This window comes from Acidovorax sp. GW835-FHT14B10 (genome assembly GCF_058793725.1).
In genome coordinates, this window is record NZ_JBXAGC010000011.1 from 93,312 (window position 1) to 110,750 (window position 17,439).

General features: G+C 63.2%; 14 protein-coding genes and 1 tRNA gene. 4 read left to right on the forward strand and 11 right to left on the reverse strand.

Annotation, left to right across the window (positions count from 1 at the left end; genetic code table 11):
- Positions 1-97: 97 nt before the first annotated feature.
- The 3 genes from AC1Q5S_RS10590 to AC1Q5S_RS10600 form a co-directional block, all read right to left on the reverse strand.
- Positions 98-2,326, reverse strand: coding sequence for a PhoX family protein (locus tag AC1Q5S_RS10590; protein ID WP_422203393.1), 2,229 nt, complete (start codon positions 2,324-2,326; stop codon positions 98-100).
- A 243-nt stretch (positions 2,327-2,569) separates the two neighbouring features.
- Positions 2,570-3,709 (reverse strand): FUSC family protein, encoded by a 1,140-nt coding sequence (locus AC1Q5S_RS10595; RefSeq protein WP_422203391.1) that lies wholly within the window; start codon positions 3,707-3,709, stop codon positions 2,570-2,572.
- A gap of 27 nt (positions 3,710-3,736) precedes the next feature.
- Positions 3,737-6,190 (reverse strand): UvrD-helicase domain-containing protein, encoded by a 2,454-nt coding sequence (locus AC1Q5S_RS10600; protein ID WP_422203389.1) that lies wholly within the window; start codon positions 6,188-6,190, stop codon positions 3,737-3,739.
- Positions 6,191-6,221: 31 nt separating this feature from the next.
- Between AC1Q5S_RS10600 and AC1Q5S_RS10605 the strand changes: the two genes are divergently transcribed.
- The 4 genes from AC1Q5S_RS10605 (at position 6,222) to AC1Q5S_RS10620 (ending at position 9,282) form a co-directional block, all read left to right on the forward strand.
- Positions 6,222-6,977 (forward strand): hypothetical protein, encoded by a 756-nt coding sequence (locus AC1Q5S_RS10605; protein WP_422203387.1) that lies wholly within the window; start codon positions 6,222-6,224, stop codon positions 6,975-6,977.
- A gap of 167 nt (positions 6,978-7,144) precedes the next feature.
- Positions 7,145-8,122, forward strand: a complete 978-nt coding sequence (locus AC1Q5S_RS10610; protein WP_303838191.1) for a GMP reductase — start codon at positions 7,145-7,147, stop codon at positions 8,120-8,122.
- Positions 8,123-8,145: 23 nt separating this feature from the next.
- The gene (locus AC1Q5S_RS10615) at positions 8,146-9,123 is read left to right on the forward strand and encodes an NAD(P)-dependent oxidoreductase (RefSeq protein ID WP_422203385.1); all 978 of its coding nucleotides are present in this window, start codon (positions 8,146-8,148) and stop codon (positions 9,121-9,123) included.
- A gap of 83 nt (positions 9,124-9,206) precedes the next feature.
- Positions 9,207-9,282: transfer RNA gene (locus AC1Q5S_RS10620), tRNA-Lys, on the forward strand.
- An 834-nt stretch (positions 9,283-10,116) separates the two neighbouring features.
- Here AC1Q5S_RS10620 and AC1Q5S_RS10625 read toward each other — a convergent pair.
- The 8 genes from AC1Q5S_RS10625 to AC1Q5S_RS10660 form a co-directional block, all read right to left on the reverse strand.
- Positions 10,117-10,329: a hypothetical protein gene (locus tag AC1Q5S_RS10625; RefSeq protein WP_492238836.1), complete on the reverse strand. Its 213-nt coding sequence runs from the start codon at positions 10,327-10,329 to the stop codon at positions 10,117-10,119.
- Between the two features lie 39 nt (positions 10,330-10,368).
- Positions 10,369-11,106 (reverse strand): hypothetical protein, encoded by a 738-nt coding sequence (locus tag AC1Q5S_RS10630; RefSeq protein ID WP_492238837.1) that lies wholly within the window; start codon positions 11,104-11,106, stop codon positions 10,369-10,371.
- A 15-nt stretch (positions 11,107-11,121) separates the two neighbouring features.
- Entirely contained in the window at positions 11,122-11,313 is a 192-nt protein-coding gene (locus AC1Q5S_RS10635) for a hypothetical protein (RefSeq protein ID WP_492238838.1), read from the reverse strand.
- Positions 11,314-11,553: 240 nt separating this feature from the next.
- Positions 11,554-13,800 (reverse strand): AAA family ATPase, encoded by a 2,247-nt coding sequence (locus AC1Q5S_RS10640; protein WP_492238839.1) that lies wholly within the window; start codon positions 13,798-13,800, stop codon positions 11,554-11,556.
- A 208-nt stretch (positions 13,801-14,008) separates the two neighbouring features.
- On the reverse strand, positions 14,009-14,362 hold the full coding sequence (locus tag AC1Q5S_RS10645; protein ID WP_492238840.1) for a hypothetical protein: 354 nt from the start codon (positions 14,360-14,362) through the stop codon (positions 14,009-14,011).
- 76 nt (positions 14,363-14,438) lie between these two features.
- A complete protein-coding gene (locus AC1Q5S_RS10650) occupies positions 14,439-14,624 on the reverse strand; it encodes a hypothetical protein (protein ID WP_492238841.1) in 186 nt (61 codons plus the stop codon).
- 422 nt (positions 14,625-15,046) lie between these two features.
- Positions 15,047-15,793: a hypothetical protein gene (locus AC1Q5S_RS10655; protein WP_492238842.1), complete on the reverse strand. Its 747-nt coding sequence runs from the start codon at positions 15,791-15,793 to the stop codon at positions 15,047-15,049.
- A gap of 105 nt (positions 15,794-15,898) precedes the next feature.
- Positions 15,899-17,260, reverse strand: coding sequence for a tyrosine-type recombinase/integrase (locus AC1Q5S_RS10660; protein ID WP_492238843.1), 1,362 nt, complete (start codon positions 17,258-17,260; stop codon positions 15,899-15,901).
- Positions 17,261-17,439 lie beyond the last annotated feature (179 nt).

Below are 17,439 nucleotides of genomic sequence, written 5' to 3' on the forward strand. Positions count from 1 at the left end.
TCCCCCCCCCCCCCCCCCCCTCCCCCCCCCCCCCCCCCCCCCCCCCCCCCCCCCCCCCCCCCCCCGCCGGACCGGCAGGGGATGAAGTTGCAATCGCTCAGGTGCCGATCTTGCCGCCGTCATTCTTGGTGATGACGATGGTGGCCGAACGGGGGCGCTTGCCGGCGCCATAACCGGCGTTTGCTGGCCACTGGCTCTGGTACTTGGTGGCATCGCCAATGTTGGCCATGGCGGTGCCTTCGCCCGGGTGCTGGATGTTCACGAAGATCGCCTTGCCATCCGGTGTCTCAGCCAGGCCGGTGATCTCGCAACCCTTGGGGCCGACCAGGAAGCGCTTGAGCGTGCTCTCCGTGGCGGCCTTGCCCACGGGCGTAATGATGTCGAGCTTGCTGCCATCCGCCTTGGTGTAGCTCAGCGTCTTCTTGGCGCCATCGCCCACCTGGCCGGGCACGGCGGCCAGCATCATGCAGTTGGTCACATCGGTGTAGGCGCCGTCGTCGGTCTGGATCCAGCAGATGCCGGTAGCCTTGCTGAACACCAGGCCATCGGGGCTGGAGAAATCTTGGTCGGCGGTCAATGCCGAGATATTGACCAATGCCTTGTCCGCACCGGATTCCGCGCCGAACAGGTACACGTCCCAGCTGAAGCTGGAGACAGAAGAGCCTTCCTTCAGGCGCACCAGGTGACCATTGGGGTTGCCGTTCTGTGCGCTGGTGCCCTTCATGTCGGTGTAGGCACGGGGGTTGGCCGCATCGGGCAGGTACTGGCCGCTGGCGGGGTCGATGCGGCGGTTGCTGTTGTTGGTCAGCGTGAAGTAGATCTCGCCGTTGGCGGGGTTCACGGCGTTCCACTCGGGGCGGTCCATCTTGGTGGCGCCCACGGCGTCGGCGGCCAGGCGGGTGTTGATGGCGATGTCTGCCGCATCGGCAAAGCTGTAGGTGGTGTAACCCGAAATCGCCGTATTGGTCAGCGCGAGTTCGACCCAGGTGCCCGTGCCATCGGCGTTGAACTTGGCCACATAGAGCTTGCCGCTGTCGAGGTACTTGTCGCCCACGGCCATGCGGTCGGCGGCATTGGCATCGGCCGTGCTCCACAGCGCGGTGGAGACAAACTTGTAGATGTATTCGCCGCGCGAATCGTCGCCCATGTAGACGGACAGCGGCTTGCCGGCTTCCACCTTGCCAAACGCTGCGCTCTCGTGTGCAAAGCGGCCCAGCGCGGTGCGCTTCTTGGCCATGCGGGTCTTGTCGTAGGCATCGATCTCGACGATGTAACCCATGCCGTTCATCTCGTTGCGATAGTCATCGCTGCCATTGGCCGACACACCGATCTTGCTGTTGTTCCAGCGCTGGTACTTGTCGTCGATACCGCCCGTTTCCCAGCCGTGGCGCGATGCGGCGCCCTGGTTGCGGCCATAGCGCTTCAGGGACGTGACGCTCTTGTCGTTGCCACGCGCTGCATCGTCGGTCGCGCCGCGGGTGAAGTAGCCAAACCAGTTTTCTTCGCCGGTCAGGAACGTGCCCCACGGCGTCTTGCCGGTGCCGCAGTTGTTCAGCGTGCCACGGGTCCTGGTGCCGTCGGTCGAGTACTTGGTGACCAGTTGCGCGTGGCCACGGGCAGGGCCGGCAATTTCGATGGCGCTCAGGGCAGTCAGGCGGAAGTTCAGCGCAGAGGTGGGCACATAGCCCCACTTGCCAGCCGTCGTGGCCACTTCGATCACGGCGATGCCGTGGATGTCGGTTTCCTTGTCCACTTCGGCCGCAGGGCGTGGCAGGGTCGAGGTGCCGCCATTGGCATGCAGGAAGAAGGACGACAGCTTTTCGTCCGTGGTGGCTTCGTGGTTGATGGCCAGCAGACCGCGCTCGGTGGCGCTGTCGTTGCGCTTGCCGTCGGCCCCCAGGCCAAACCACTCCATGCCGTCATGGTGGTCGCCGGCACGCTTGTTGAAATCGCCATCGGTGCCGTCGTTCTTGTAGGCTGCAACGCCTGCGGCCAAGGGGTCGCCCAGCGCGAACAGCACGCTGGCGGTATAGCCTGCAGGCACCACCACCGTGTCGGCCAGGCTCTTGGGCACAGCGCCGAAACCCAGCAGCTTGGCTTCTGGAACGGGGTTGGCTTCTGCAATGGGATCATCGCTGCCGCCACAGGCGGTCACGCCAAAACCACCGAGCACGGCCGTGCCCACCGTACCCACGCTGCCACGCAGCAGACCACGGCGCGACAGACGGGCGCCCAGCACGGCATCAAACGTAGGGTTTGCAGAGGTGTTGGAGTTTTCGTTGTTGAAATCAATCGCCTGTTCGGGCGCATCCACGCGGTGGTTCATCGGGGTTCCTTGGGTTGTGGGTTGCAAAACCACTGGAGCGTAAGAACCCTTCACGACAACTTCGTGACGCTTGCAAGGCACTTTGACGGCAGGCCAAAGCGCAGCGCTTGAGCGGCCATGACAGCACCGCAGCCAGAAGGCACCGCACTGGGCCGACCCGCTTTGAGCGCCTGCCGCTATTGCGCTGATCGCTGCGCTTTTTGCATCCAACGTCCCGCTTGGCGTGCAATACAGCCGGTGCTGTCAGCGCCCGGCTGCATTCTTGCTGCGGTGCTCATGCAGGTACACCCGATCGTCCACACCGGAGAAAATCACGGCAAACACGATGCCCAGCGCCGCGCCCAGAATGGTGTCCAGCACACGCTCGACCGGCATGCTTGCGGCCACCGCCGGCGATGCCAGGTAGGTCATGAGCAGCGCCATGGGTGTCACGGTGATCTGGCCCAGGGCGTAGTTGTAGCCAATGACCACCTCGGTCAAAAACTGGAACACCACGATGGCCGCCACCACGATCCAGAACGAGGGCTGTTGCGCCAGCATGGCCCAGACGATGAACGAGCCCACGATGGTGCCCGCCATGCGCTGCAGCGCGCGGTTCATGGTGATATGCAGGTGCCCACCCTGCAGCACCGACACCGCACCGATCGCCGCCCATGCCGGGTGCTGCCAGCCGGCCATGAAGGCAATCCAGGCGGCCAATGCAGCGCAGGCCGTGATGCGCCCCGCCGCAATCCACTGGTGCGACCAGGGGGCCACATGCGCCGGCGGCAAGCGCAGGGCCTTGAGTTCAGGGGCGCGCCACCGGTCCGTCACGAGGCAGGTCAACACCGCCACCCCGCCGCCGGCAAGGGTGGCCAGCACCCGGGCCAGAGCCTCTGCGCCACTGCCCACGGGGTGGTAGGCCGCCCCGGCGGCAAACACGATGATTACCGCCCCGGGCCCGCCCAGACCCCACCACGACACCGCCACGGTGGCCGCGCCAGCCACCAGGGCCAGCGCGAACGCCATCATCCATGGCAGCGCGCCCGCCCACGATGCGAGCGAAGGCACCAGCACCCCCAGCGCCAGCAGCAGCGCGCAGACCACAACGATGCGCATGCGCCGCTCCACCGTGGCAAAGCGCCCGAACAAGGCCGCCAGCGCGCCCAGCGAGGCAAAACCCACCAGCTGGGGCCAGGGCGAGAAATGGGTGGCCACGATCGCCAGCAGCACGGCCAGCGCGGCCTGCAGACCGGCAATCGCAAAGATGCGCGGCGAAGGCGGCGCGCCGATGGCCATGCTCTCCCGCCACTGCGCCGGGCTGACAAGGTGGCGCGCAGAGGTGCCGTGCGATGCGCCAGGATGGTGCCGGGATGCTTGTGCAGGGTCGTTTTTATCGGTCATGGAGTCATCACTCCGTGCGACGGGCGTTCACTCCACCACCGTCAGCTTGGCCACCGACAGCGCCAGCCACTTGGTGCCATGGCGCGGAAAATTGACCTGCGCGCGCGCGTCGTCGCCCTGGCCTTCGATGGCCAGCACCTTGCCTTCGCCGAACTTGGTGTGGAACACGTTGATGCCCGCGCGCAGGCCGTGGGAGGGCGTGGCTTTCTGCGCCGGCACGGGCGGATTGGCGAAGGTTTCGGACTTGAAGCCAAATGTGCCTCTAGCGTTGGACGGATAGGCGCCTCCAGCTCCCATGTTAGGAGCATACGAACCAAAACCCTGCTGCCTGGGTGTGATCCATTTGAGCGCGCCCTCGGGCAATTCGTCAAAAAAGCGGCTCTTGATGTTGTAGCGCGTCTGGCCGTGCAGCATGCGCGTTTGCGAGTGGCTCAGGTACAGGCGCTTGCGCGCACGGGTGATGGCCACGTACATCAGGCGGCGCTCCTCCTCCAGGCCATCACGGTCGCTGGCCGAGTTTTCGTGCGGGAACAGGCCCTCCTCCATGCCGCCGATGAACACGGCATCAAACTCCAGGCCCTTGCTGGCGTGCACGGTCATCAATTGCACAGCGTCCTGCCCCGCCTGGGCCTGGTTGTCGCCGGCTTCGAGCGCGGCGTGCGTCAGGAACGCGGCCAGGGGCGAGAGGGTTTCGCCGGTGTCGGCATCCACGATGCCGGGGATGGCGGGTTTCAGGGGTTCGTCGAGCACCGGGGCGTTGGGGTCGATCCCTTGGCTCACTGCGCTCTGCGTGAGCGGCGTGCCATGCTCGTCCAGCGGCAGGGCCACGGCGTCGCGGCCAAAGCCTTCCTGCGTGACGAAGCTCTCGGCGGCGTTGACCAGTTCTTCCAGGTTCTCGATGCGGTCGGCGCCTTCCTTCTCGGTGCGGAAATGCTCCACCAGGCCCGTGGATTCGAGCATCTGTTCGATGATGCCGCGCAGGTTCAGGCCCTGGGTCTGCTCGCGCAGCACATCCACCATGGCCACGAACGCGCCCAGGTTGGCGCCCGCCTTGCCGGGCACGGCGCTCACGGCGTCGTGCAACGAGCAGCCGGCGGCGCGGGCGGCATCCTGCAACACCTCGATGCTGCGCGCGCCAATGCCGCGCGGCGGAAAGTTGACCACGCGGGTGAAGCTGGTGTCGTCGTGCGGGTTTTCCAAAAGCCGCAGATAGGCCAGCGCGTGCTTGATTTCAGCGCGTTCAAAGAACCGCAGGCCGCCGTACACGCGGTAGGGCACGCTGGCGTTGAACAGCGCCGATTCGATCACCCGGCTTTGCGCATTGCTGCGGTAGAGCACGGCGATTTCCTTGCGCGCCAAGCCGTCGTTGCGCACCAGCTGCTTGATCTCATCGACCATCCACTGCGCCTCGGCCAGGTCGGAGCTGGCCTCGTACACGCGCACCGGCTCGCCGGCGCCCTGCGTGGTGCGCAGGTTCTTGCCCAGGCGGCGGCTGTTGTGGCGGATGAGGGCGTTGGCCGAGTCGAGGATGTTGCTGTAGCTGCGGTAGTTCTGCTCCAGCTTGATTTGCTGCTTTACGTCGAATTCGCGCACGAAGTCGGTCATGTTGCCCACGCGCGCGCCACGGAATGCGTAAATGCTCTGGTCGTCGTCGCCCACGGCAATCACGCTGCCACGCGCTTCAAAGCGCCCGCCCACCTCATTGCCTGCCAGTTGCTTGAGCCAGGCGTACTGCAGCTTGTTGGTGTCCTGGAACTCATCGACCAGGATGTGCTGAAACCGGCGCTGGTAATGTTCCCGGATGGGGTCGTTGTCACGCAGCAGTTCGTAAGAGCGCAGCATCAGCTCGCCAAAGTCCACCACGCCTTCGCGCTGGCATTGTTCTTCGTAGAGCTGGTAGATCTCGACCTTGCGGCGCGCATCGCTGTCATTGGTCTGCACGTCGCCGGGGCGCAGGCCTTCTTCCTTGCAGTTGGCAATGAAGTAGGCCAGCTGCTTGGGTGGAAAACGCTCGTCGTCCACGTTGTGCTGCTTGCACAGGCGCTTGATGGCCGAAAGCTGGTCTTGCGTGTCGAGGATCTGGAACGACTGCGCCAGGCCCGCCGCCTTGTGGTGCGCACGCAGCAGCCGGTTGCACAGGCCATGGAAGGTGCCGATCCACATGCCGCGCACGTTCACCGGCAGCATGGCCGACAGGCGCGCCACCATTTCCTTGGCGGCCTTGTTGGTGAAGGTGACGGCCAGAATGCCGCCGGGCGTGGCGTAGCCGTTCTGCAGCAGCCAGGCGATGCGGGTGGTGAGCACCCGGGTCTTGCCCGAGCCCGCCCCCGCCAGAATGAGCGCATGGCCTGCGGGCAGCGTGACGGCAGCCAGTTGCTCCTCGTTCAGGTTGGCCAGGAGGGGCGATGCGGCCGAGGCCGCACCGGTGTGTGGGGGCACCAGGGCTTCTGATGCGCCCGAAAACGGGTCTTGTGGGAACATGGGGCCATTGTAGAAAGCACCCCGCCCGCCCATGAGAAACCTGGCTTTCACCCTGACCGCCCTGCTGGCACTGCACAGCCCCCCGCTGGCGGCGCAGGCCAGTTGCAGCAGCGACGGCGCACCGCGCCCCGTGGCCTTGTTTGAACGCTTCCTCAGCGCCGACTGCGAGGCCTGCTGGAGTGATCCCACCACGCCGGCGCCCGGTGCGGGTGCGCTGGTGCTGGACTGGATCGTGCCCGGCACCCTGGGCGACGATGCGCCCCTGTCGGCCGCCGCCAGCGCGGATGCCCTGGGCCGTTTGCAGGCGCTCGGGCGCCAGGCGCCCGCCACCACCGATGTGCACACCGCACCGGTAGAGGGCGCATCCTCTGGGCGGCTGCGCGTGGCGCATGGCATGGCCTTCAACGACTATCTGGGCACCTCCATCGCACTCACGCCGGTGCGGGCGGCGGCTGGGCGCAACGCGCCACCGGCCCCGTGGCACTTTTTCCTGCTGCTGGTGGAAGCCGTGCCTGCAGGCACCGAAGGCTCGCCCGTGGCCCGCAATATTGCGCGAAACCTGCTGCACGGCATATGGAATCAACGCGAACAGCGATCACAAGCAGAGCCAAAGCGCTGGATGGAAGCACGCCCCATGCGCATCCCCGAAGGCGCCCGGCCCGAACGCCTGCGCCTGGTGGGCTGGGTGCAGGATGCGCAGGGGCGGGTTGTGGCTGCGGCGCAGTCCAACTGCGGGGCGCGACCTGGCGGCCAGCAGGGCCATGACGGAAACCCCGCGCGCGGGTAGAATCAATCACCGGGCCCAAGTTTCTTGCAGCCCGGTTTTTTGTGCCTGCGCACTGCAGGGTTCGGAGCAGCCACCACGCCAGCACCCACGAAGCCGGTTTTCAAGCCAAGCGCCCATCGCGCCGGAAATCCTTCCGCTGCGACCCTTTCACAGGAGCTTGGAATCTCATGGAAATCTTCGACTACGACAACGTTCTTTTGCTGCCGCGCAAATGCCGCGTGGAAAGCCGCTCGGAATGCGATGCCAGCGTGGAGCTGGCCGGCCGCTCATTCCGCATCCCGGTGGTGCCGGCCAACATGAAGACGGTGGTGGACGAAAAAATCTGCACCTGGATGGCACAGAACGGCTACTTCTATGTCATGCACCGGTTTGACCTGGACAACCTGCAGTTCGTGCGCGATATGCACGCCAAGGGTTGCTACGCGTCGATCTCGCTGGGTGTCAAAAAACCCGACTACGACACCGTGGACCAGCTGGTGGCCGAGGGACTGTGCCCCGAATACATCACCATCGACATCGCCCACGGCCATGCCGACACGGTGAAGGCCATGATCGGCTACCTCAAGGAAAAGCTGCCCAGGGCCTTCGTGATTGCCGGCAACGTGGCCACGCCCGAAGCCATCATCGACCTGGAGAACTGGGGCGCCGATGCCACCAAGGTGGGCGTGGGCCCGGGCAAGGTGTGCATCACCAAGCTCAAGACGGGCTTTGGCACGGGCGGCTGGCAGCTGAGCGCGCTCAAGTGGTGCGCGCGCGTGGCCACCAAGCCCATCATTGCCGACGGCGGCATCCGCAGCCATGGCGACATCGCCAAGAGCATCCGCTTTGGCGCCACCATGGTGATGATCGGCTCGCTGTTCGCGGGCCACGAAGAGTCACCCGGCAAGACCGTGGAGGTGGACGGTGAACTGTTCAAGGAGTACTACGGCTCGGCCAGCGATTTCAACAAGGGTGAATACAAGCACGTGGAAGGCAAGCGCATCCTGGAGCCCATCAAGGGCAAGCTGGCCGAGACGCTGATCGAGATGGAGCAGGACGTGCAAAGCTCCATCAGCTACGCGGGCGGCACCCGGCTGATGGACGTGCGCAAGGTGAACTACGTGATCCTGGGTGGCGACAACGCGGGCGAACATCTGCTGATGTAGGCCACGCGCCCGACAGCGGGCGCGTGCAACGCGGAGCTGCAAGCTCGCTGACAGGGAGCGTCAGCGAAAACGTCCATGATGGCGGCATAAAAATAGCTGCCAAGGATGCAACCATGACCACCACCACACCGCTTCGCATTGCTGTTCTCGGCATTGGCATGATGGGCCTGCCCATGGCCCGGCGCCTGTGCGCGGCGGGCCACCGGGTGCACGCCTGGAACCGCACCCGCGCCAAGGCCGATCCGCTGGCCACCTTGGGCGCCACGGTGCACGACACCCCTGCGGATGCAGTCCGCGGCGCCGACTTCATCATCAGCCTGCTGGAAAACGGCCCCGCAGTGGACCAGGTGCTGTTCGAAATGGGCACGGCACAGGCCATGCGCGCGGGCGCCCTGTTCATCGACATGGCATCGATACAACCCCGGGAAGCCCGCGACCACGCGGCCCGCCTTGATGAAATGGGGCTGGCCCATCTGGATGCGCCCGTGTCCGGCGGCACGGTGGGCGCTGAAAACGGCACGCTGGCCATCATGGCCGGCGGCCGGGCGCAGGATTTTGCGCGCGCACAGCCCCTCTTCGCCATTTTTGGCCGCGCCACCCATGTGGGGCCCCACGGTGCCGGCCAGCTGGCCAAGCTGGCCAACCAGATGATTGTTGGCATCACCATTGGCGCGGTGGCGGAAGCACTGCTCTTTGCCGCCAAGGGCGGTGCCGACATGGCCAAGGTGCGGGAAGCCATCGGCGGCGGATTTGCCGACAGCCGGATTCTGCAGCTGCACGGCCAGCGCATGGTGGACCGCGACTTTGCACCACGCGGGCGCATGACGGTGCAGCTCAAGGATCTGGACAACGCCCTGGTCACCGCCCGTGAAATCGGTTTTGACGCCCCCATCACCACACTGTTCGAGGCGCTGTACAAGGACGGCATCGAGCACGGACTGGGCCAGCTGGACCACAGCGGCCTTTTTGTGGAGCTGGCGAGTCGCAACGCCATGCAATAATTTTTTCGTTTCGCCTTGCCATCGCCAGAAAAAATAGTGCATAATTCGAGGCTTAGCAGCAATGCTGAAAGATTAAATAGTTTGGGTTCTTAGCTCAGTTGGTAGAGCAGCGGACTCTTAATCCGTAGGTCGAGTGTTCGAGTCACTCAGGACCCACCAAGCTAGCCCGCACGGGCACACGAAACCCTGCTATCACATCGGTAGCAGGGTTTTTTGTTTTGGGGTTCGTTCCGGCTCATGTAGCCACCATGTAGCCAGCGGTACAGGGTTTTGTACCGTGTAGCCAGCATGTAGCCACCCAGCACCAGACAAAAGAAAAGCCCCACGGCGGCGGCTTCGGCCCTTCGGCATTTCAAACGCGGAAGGGTGCAACCTCAAGTTGCGCCCCTTGAACGTGGTCAGCCCTTGCGGGTGTGAAAGTACGGCAGCAGAGCCACGGCGCAGGCCATGCGCAGGCGCAGCGGCAGGGCTTCATGGTTCATTGCGTTAAGCAGCCATTGCAGGGGGCAATCGCACGCGGGCAGGCCATGCACCAGCGCAGGCCGATTGCGACTGCCTGCGGGCCTTCCAGCGCCTTTGCGGCGTCCTCCATGTCCTGCCATTTGCTGAAACTTGATTGATTTCAAAAGGGGAAAATTTTCCCTACGTGCGAAGCAATGGGGTGTCGCCAGTTCGCGGATTGCAGACTTTGAACGCCCCCCACCCCTGCAACTTTTTTTCTGTACGTTTAGCGTTGCTTGGCTGTACTGCCGGTTTACATGTCGCCCTGCTCCGACTTTGCACCGGCCCCTGCCTCGCGCGCGCACGACACGACTTGTGCGTTAGCGTTATCGCAAACCAGAACAGTCGGTTTACATATCGGCAGGGTGTACGTTTTGACCGTGCCCCCCACCCTTGCCACACCTCCAGAAAAATATTCTCAACTCGCGGGTGTGTGCAAAAAGGAGACTGAATCGGTTTCCGGGTAGCTCAGCGCAAATTTGAGCCTGCCCCCTACTCAAGCGGCAGGCCATCGCGCCCCAGCCGGAAACCATGCTTACCCAGTGCTGGCCTTTGTGTGCCGGTCAGTGCGGCTATGTCGTGGCGGTCAATGGCTTGCAGGTCGGCCACTAGGACGCGGTGCCCATGCCCCAGAACCTCGAAACCAAACGGACGGGGAATGACGCGAACCCCTGCGGCTTCGAGCGTTTTTGCTGTGTGTTGCATATGCTGTAAACGGCAGGCCCGAAGGCCCGCCTGCTCCCCTTAGCTCAGGATGGCCTCAGCAGTCGCAGCCATTGGGCGCGGTGTCTTGCTGGGCTTGGCTTGTGTCTGCTCGCCATGCCCCAATGCGACAAGGTGCGCCAGCGTTGCCCCGTCCGTCCGCACCACGTCACCCACGCTGCCCAGCCCTTCAACGCTCACCAGCAGGCGCGCATTCACCGGCCCGGCAGTGCGAAGGCGTTGCACCTCCAGGCGGCGGGTTACATCACCCAGCAGGCGGGACGCGGCGCTTTCAGTGTCTGCAAAGTTCAGTTCAGGCTCTGCCACCGCCTCAAGGCTGCATTGATACCCGGCGGCCTCGATTCCAGTCCTCACAGCAGCCTCAGCAGCCAGTGCAGCACGCAGGCCTACCAGCGCATCAGCCACGCCTTGAACGGCCTTTGCGTGCCCCGGCTGGGCCTCAGCGTTTGCTGCGGCGCTCAGTTCGCTTTGCAGCGCAGCCACCACGGCGCGTTGCGCTTCAACGGCGGGGCGCAGGGTGTCCATACGCTCGCGCACTGCGGTCAGTTCACGATTCAAGCCCGCGTTGTCGTTGCGCTGGGCAGGCTCACCACGCAGCAAGCGCAAGCCAGCGGCCAGCGGGTCGAATGTTTCGGCAGGCCCGGCCAGTGCAGCCAGCAGGCGCGATTCCTCAGCAGTGGCTGCGGCGTGTGCGTTGCTCAGTTCGGCCAGCGTGTTTTGCGCTTCGGTGAAGCGGGTGTTTTGATTGATGTTTTTCATGATGGTGCTTTCGTTTTAGATGATGACGGGGGCGTTCTTAACCAGCGCCAGGACGGCGCGGCGCTGTGCGGGCGTGAGATTGCGCGGCATGATTCCGCCAATGTTGGCGATGCCGTAGGCGATTTGCTCGGCAGTGGCTTGTTCAAATTTCGCCATCGCGGCGGCCAGTTCGGGGGTCGGTTGTTGCCCGGATGATTTTTGGTACATGGTTTGTCTTTCAAAAGTTGGTGAATGAATGGGCGGGCGGCTTGTCATGGGGCCTGTGCCACGCAAGGGAAACGCTCATGTCTGCCCCATCCGTTCCTTCCGTTCCCATCCGTTCCCATCCGTTCTTTATTTACTTGGAACGAATGGATGGGAAGGGGGGATTTAGTCCCCCTTCCATCCGTTCCCGCGTTCTCTCCCTTAGGGGAACGGATGCACGGGAACGGATGCAACCTCTCCCGTTCACTCGGCTGCATTGCATGGCTCCAGGGCTTCCGGCGTCGATTCCTCGGGAACGGATGGAATCACCCCTTTTCGCCACGATGCAGGCACGGCCAGCTTGTCCGATGGGACGGGTTCGCCACGCAAAACGGCTTCATGCTCTTCGGTGCTCAGGTTCACAAGGTAGGAACTGCGGCGCGGGTGTGCGCGCTCTTTTGCCGGGATAGCCACCTCGATAAGCCAGCGTTCCGACACAAGGTTTTCAATGCAGTCCGATACGTCTTGCCGCTTGCGTGAAACCTTCGCCTTCAACCCTTCACGGTTCAGCGGGTTCCCTGTCTGCCAGGCAATTTGCACGGCATCGCGCAGGCTCTGGCGAAGTTCGGCAGCGTCAGCCTTGCGCGCCTCTTCCTGGGCCTCTGCGGCCACTTCCCGGCGGCTCTGCTCTGGTGCTGCCAGCGTTGCCCATCGCAGCCTTACGGGCTCCAATGTCCCGAATTCATTTTTTGCCGTCACGTCGGTGAAGTGGCTCGAAACTTCCAGTTCAGGCCAGCGCGCCTCAAACCGGGTTTTGCCGCGCACCAGATAGCGGGTCTCGCCTTCTTTCACCAGATACAGCACTTGGTTCGCGTCAGCCTCAAACGCACCGGCTCCGCGTAGCGTCATACCTTGCGCTTCGCTGCGGCCCAAGTTGCTTTTGGACAGGTGCCCCACCAGCCACACGGGCAGCCCGTCAAAGCCTTGTTTCAGTGCAGCCATTGCGGCGCTTGCTTCGCTGTTGTCGTTCTCGCTATCGAGTTCCAGCGTGGCGGCCATCGTGTCGATAACAACCAGCGGCAGCACTTGAACCCCGGCGGCCTCACGGGTGAAGCTCTCACGGTACAGGCTGCCCACTTGCGCCACGTAGTCGGGGGGCAGGCGGCGGGCTTCGACAATGTGCAGGCGCTCGCGCACGGTTACCCAATCGAGCCCCAGCCCACCATAACGAACCAGCCCGGAAACGATGCGCTCGGCTTGTTCGCGCTCTTCCACGATGTAGACAACATGCCTCCAGTGCTGCGGGGCGATGGGGTCGCCTGCCACATGCAAGCCAGCGGCCAGCATGGCAAGGGGTAACAGGGTGGTGGTCTTGCCTACGCCATGCGCGCCTGCAATCACTGTCACGCCATGCCCAATGAAACCGGGAATCACCCAGCGCGGGGCGCGGGGCTCTTCGTCCAAGTCAACAAACAACGCCAGCGGGTGCGGTGTCTTTGGCTCTGGTGCGGTTGCAGTGCTGGCGCTTGCGGCCTCGTTCATAAGTGCGGAAAAGTCCACCGGCTCGGCTCTGGTGCGCTCCATGCCCAGCAGGCGGGCGGCAGCCTTCACAGCGGCGGGGAAGTCGCCCGCATGGTTCAGGATGCACCACACGCTAAAGGCGTCGTGTGAATGCTTTTCGTTGTGCAGCGGGTCGCCTGGGTGGTGCGAGTACACGCGGCCCGTGTCGGGCAGCAGTACCACGCCAGCAAGGCCCGAAGTGCTGCCATGCCACATCCAACGGTTGCGGCCCTTTGGCATGTAGCCATGCTGTTCCAGCAGGTGTGCAATGTCCGCTTGTGCGTTGAACGTGGCAATCACACTGGCACCAGCCGGGCCCGCCTTGCGTTGGGGCGGCTCTGCGCTGCGCTTGGCTTCGGTCAATAGCGCGTCAACATCCAGCACCGCACCATCCAGCACGGCAGACTGTGCAAGGTGTGCGCGCTCTTCCGGGCAGCGCGGCAAAAAGAACAAGCGGGCAGGCTCCAGGCATTTTGTGTCTGTGCAGTCACTCACACCCAGCATGGCAGCCACAGCAAGCCCCAGCGGCTTGATTTCAGCAGGCAGGATAGGACGGCTCGGGTTGAGTACCACGCGATAACGTGGGCCCAATGTGTCGCCATCGGCTGCGGGCTCTTCATGGGTGTGTGTCGTGTGCAGCACAGCAGCCAAACCCCACAGTTCAAGCTCTGCGGCCATGTCGGACATGGTTGGAGCCTTGGGGCCAATCAGGCGCTTGGAGCCATTGGGCACGCGCTCGGCCTTGCCTTCCACATCCAGCGCCAGAACGTCCCAATGTGCGACACGCTCACCAGTGCGCGGGCCCGGCTCGATGTAGCCAGGAACCCAGCCCGGCCCCTCTTTTGATGGGCTCACTACAGCATGGCAAAGCATGGCGGCAAGGTCGGAAAATTCGCAGGTTTGCATGGAACCCACGGGCGCGGATTTGTCTTGGACGGTTGCGAAGTTCATTTGTTTTTTGTCTCCCATGCCTCGGGCGGGCATGTGCCGATTTCTGCCCACTTGCGCGGGCCAAATTTGGGGGCGTGTCGCCACTCTGCGCAGGCTTGGGCCCATGCTTTCAGGTCGTGCCCCTCGGCTGCATCGCGGGCGGCGCAGTAGGCGGCCTGGGCATAGCCCCGGCGGTATGCCTTTTCGATTTCGGCGCGTATTTCCGGCGTCATGCAGCACCCCCATTCATGCGCTTTGCCTGCCACTGGTACACCTTGCGGCGGTCGCCTTCGGTCAGGAAATACACGCCAGGGCGGCAAATGAACCCGTCACGGTCAACAAAGTTGATGCGCTTGCATGGCACCTCCAGGCCACGGCGGCGAAGCTCTGCCACCAGCTCCGGCCCGTTGCTGCATCCGGCCTCTTTGTCCAGGCTCTCGCGTGGCATCGGGCGGCGCAGCAGTGCGGCAATTGCGCGCAGGTGACGGGGGTTAGCGGTGCCGGTAAACTTCGGTGTGTGTTCTTTGGAAAGCCCCTTGCCCGTTGCAGCGGTCTGGGGCTTTTTCTTTGGGGCGGCGGTCATGGGCGGCCCCCCTTGCGAAACCAGCGTGACGGGGCAGCGCACCACAGCGCCAGCAGCAGGCGATTGATAGCGGCGCTCATTCCGTCGCCTCCATTTCATCGGCCAGCTCTAGCAGCTTTGCAGCTACATCGCGCAGGCCAATCGGGCCAATCAGTGCATAGGCGCTCAGGCCCTCGGCATCGTTCGATGTAAACAGGCGGCCCGTGGCAGCCTCGAAAAAGATTTCGCCCTCGCCATCGGGGTGCAGGTAAAGCGCTTTCATTACGCCACCCCCAGCACGCGGCGCAGTTCAGAAACGGGCCACGCAAGGCGGCCAGATATACGGATGGGGCGCAGCGGCCCGTTTTCCAGACAAGCCCATGCGCGGCATGTCTGCGGCTTGCGGTTCAGGTAGTAGGCAGCGGCTGCGGTGTCCACTGTCGGGCGGGTAACAGATTCCAGCGGGGGGAACTGTTGGGGCTCAGATACAGCGCGGCGGGTGTCTGCGCTGTGTTGTGTTGCTTGCATGGTTCGCTTTCCATTCCAGCATCGCGGGCCTTGCGTTGTGCATGGCGTCCGGGCTAGGAATGAGCGAATTGCAAATTTCCGGGGTTTGCACGCAGTCACCCCGGAATTAGAAAATCCTTCTAAATCAGATACTTACGTTCATTGCAGTTGAGAAAATCGGAATTAATTCCCGGAAATTCAATGGCTCCCATCGGCATCGTTAAACATCGCGTAATGTTCATCCCAAGCGGTGCGCCAGGGCTCCAATGCCGGGTTGCTTTTGAATTTTCTATTCAAGGCTTCTAGCGTTTTTTGCTTTGCTTTACCCTGTTCTTTGCTGTGTATCAGTCGCGCCAGCGTTGCCGGGCACCATAGGCTTGTCGCTCCACCAGCAGCACCTAATGCAATTTGGGCGGGCTTTAGCCATTTCGCGTCACTCAGTCGCTTGGGCCAGTTTTCAGCGGTGAAGGGCATGGCATCAAAAAACGCTGCAACCTGTGCAGTTGTAATGCCATCCACTGGCGCATTACTGGCGTTTTCAATCACCACGGGCGCAGACGTTGCGGCGCTTTGTGTTGGCGCTGTCTTGTTGATGATTTCGGCCACGCGCTCCACGCTTTCGCGCTTGAACTTCAGTTCAGACAATGGCACGCGCAGGCCGGGCTCCACCTTAACTAAGGTGCCATCGTGGGCGGTAAACATGTTCACCAGGGCATCGCCCCTATCCGACTCCAGGCGGCATAAGTCCCCCTGAAAAATCATGCGGGTCTGGTAGCCCTCGATTCGGTCGCCGTAAATGGTGGGGTAGCCCGGCTTGTAGTCCAGCCAGAAGTGCGGCGTAAGGTGACACTCCAGCAGGCGGGGCAATACCCACGTTTGGCCTGTTTTTGCTTGCAGCCAGTTGCAGGCTTCTTCAATCGTTGCGTCTTTTGGCAAGTAGTCCATAGCACCCCTTCAAGTGCGGCCCTCATAAGGAGCCCCAGCAGGTCGGTGAAGGTGTCCGACTTTTCGGCCCGGTTTCGAAGCGGGCCTAGCTGGGGCGAAACTGTTTTACGCGGCGGCTACCACGCGCAGCGCACCGGGCGCGGCCTTGGCATCAAACGCAATCCCGGCCTGTTCCAGAACCCACGCTTCTATGCGCTCATGGTGCACGCGCAGCAGGTCGAGCGGGCGAACGGTGTAATGTTTTTCAGCGGTTGCGCTGGGCTTGTGGCCCATGATTTGAGCCACCACACCGGCGGGGATTTCCAGCCACTCCGTCAGGCTCTTAAACGAACGGCGCAGGCCATGCAGGGTTAGGCCCTCGATACCGGCCACAGCACAGGCGGCGGTGTGCGGGGCTCTCGGGATGCTCAGGGTCTGCCCTTCGGTGTCCTTGCCCCGTGCGGTGCTGGGAAACACCCATTCACTGCGGCGCGGCAGGGAGTGCAGCAGGTGCGAAACGTAGGGCGTCAGGGGTATGACTCGCTCCCCTTCCACCTTGTCCCGGATGGTCAACCCCTTCCACTTGGTGTTGACGTCCTCCCAGCGCAGCCCCAGCACCTCGCCCGGCCTTGCGCCAGTCAGCACCAGCACTTGCAGATAAGCGGCGGCGATAGGGTTTTGTATCTGTTGCACGGCGGCAAACCACGCGGGTAGCTGCTCTTTCAGCAGTGCATCCTGCTTTACCCCGGCTTTACCCAATGCCTCGCGGGCCTTCTTGGTCTTGGCAGGGTTCACACTGGGCATCGCTGGCGCATATTCCGGCTGTTCTGCGCACCAGCTTAGAAAGGCTTTCAGGCAGCGCCATGCCAGCCGGGCAGACGTTGGGCGGGTCTGTGCCTCGCGTGCTGCCCATGCCTCGATAACGGGTGCTGTCAGGTCACGCAGCGCAAGCCCCATCAGCGGATGCAGCGGCCCGGCCACAGTCACGCCACGGCCACGGGTGCCACGCTTGGAAACATCGCCCCCGACTTGAACCAGCTTCACATGGTCGGCATAGTGCCGTGCTCCCCAGTGCGGGCGGCGGGCCTCAAGGTACACGGCCCACACCTCGCCCACGGTCACAGCTTGAACGGCTGCGGTCGCCTTGGCTGCGGCTTTGTCTGCCTGTTGCTGGCGCTCTATCTCTCGGGGGTCTTGCCCGTTATCCAGCACCACGGCAAGGCGGCGGGCTTCGGTGCGGGCCTGTTCAATGCTCCACAACTTCACGTCCCCGATGGTGCGGCGGATGGTTTGCCGGTCTAGCTTGGCCTCATAGACAAAAGACTTCGCACCAGCAGCGGTTACACGCACACGCAGGCCGGGCGCTTCGCTGTCCCGCATGAATGCCTGTTGCTTGCCAGCGGGGCAGGTCAGGCGCTCGATAGCCCCGGCGGTCAGGTTCACCCGGTCGGCTAGGTCGGGGGCTTCGCTTTTCTTCGGTCGTGCCATGTTGATTGCTCCGGTCGGTTTGGCTACACGGGCAATCCATGTAGCCACCATGTAGCCAAAAACCCCCTATTTTGGGGAATATCAATCAACACTCATGCTGTGTTCTTACCCAGTACATCAGCCGTAAGTTGTTGATTTATATTGATTCTATCAGCATCAATCAACATGGCCAAATATAT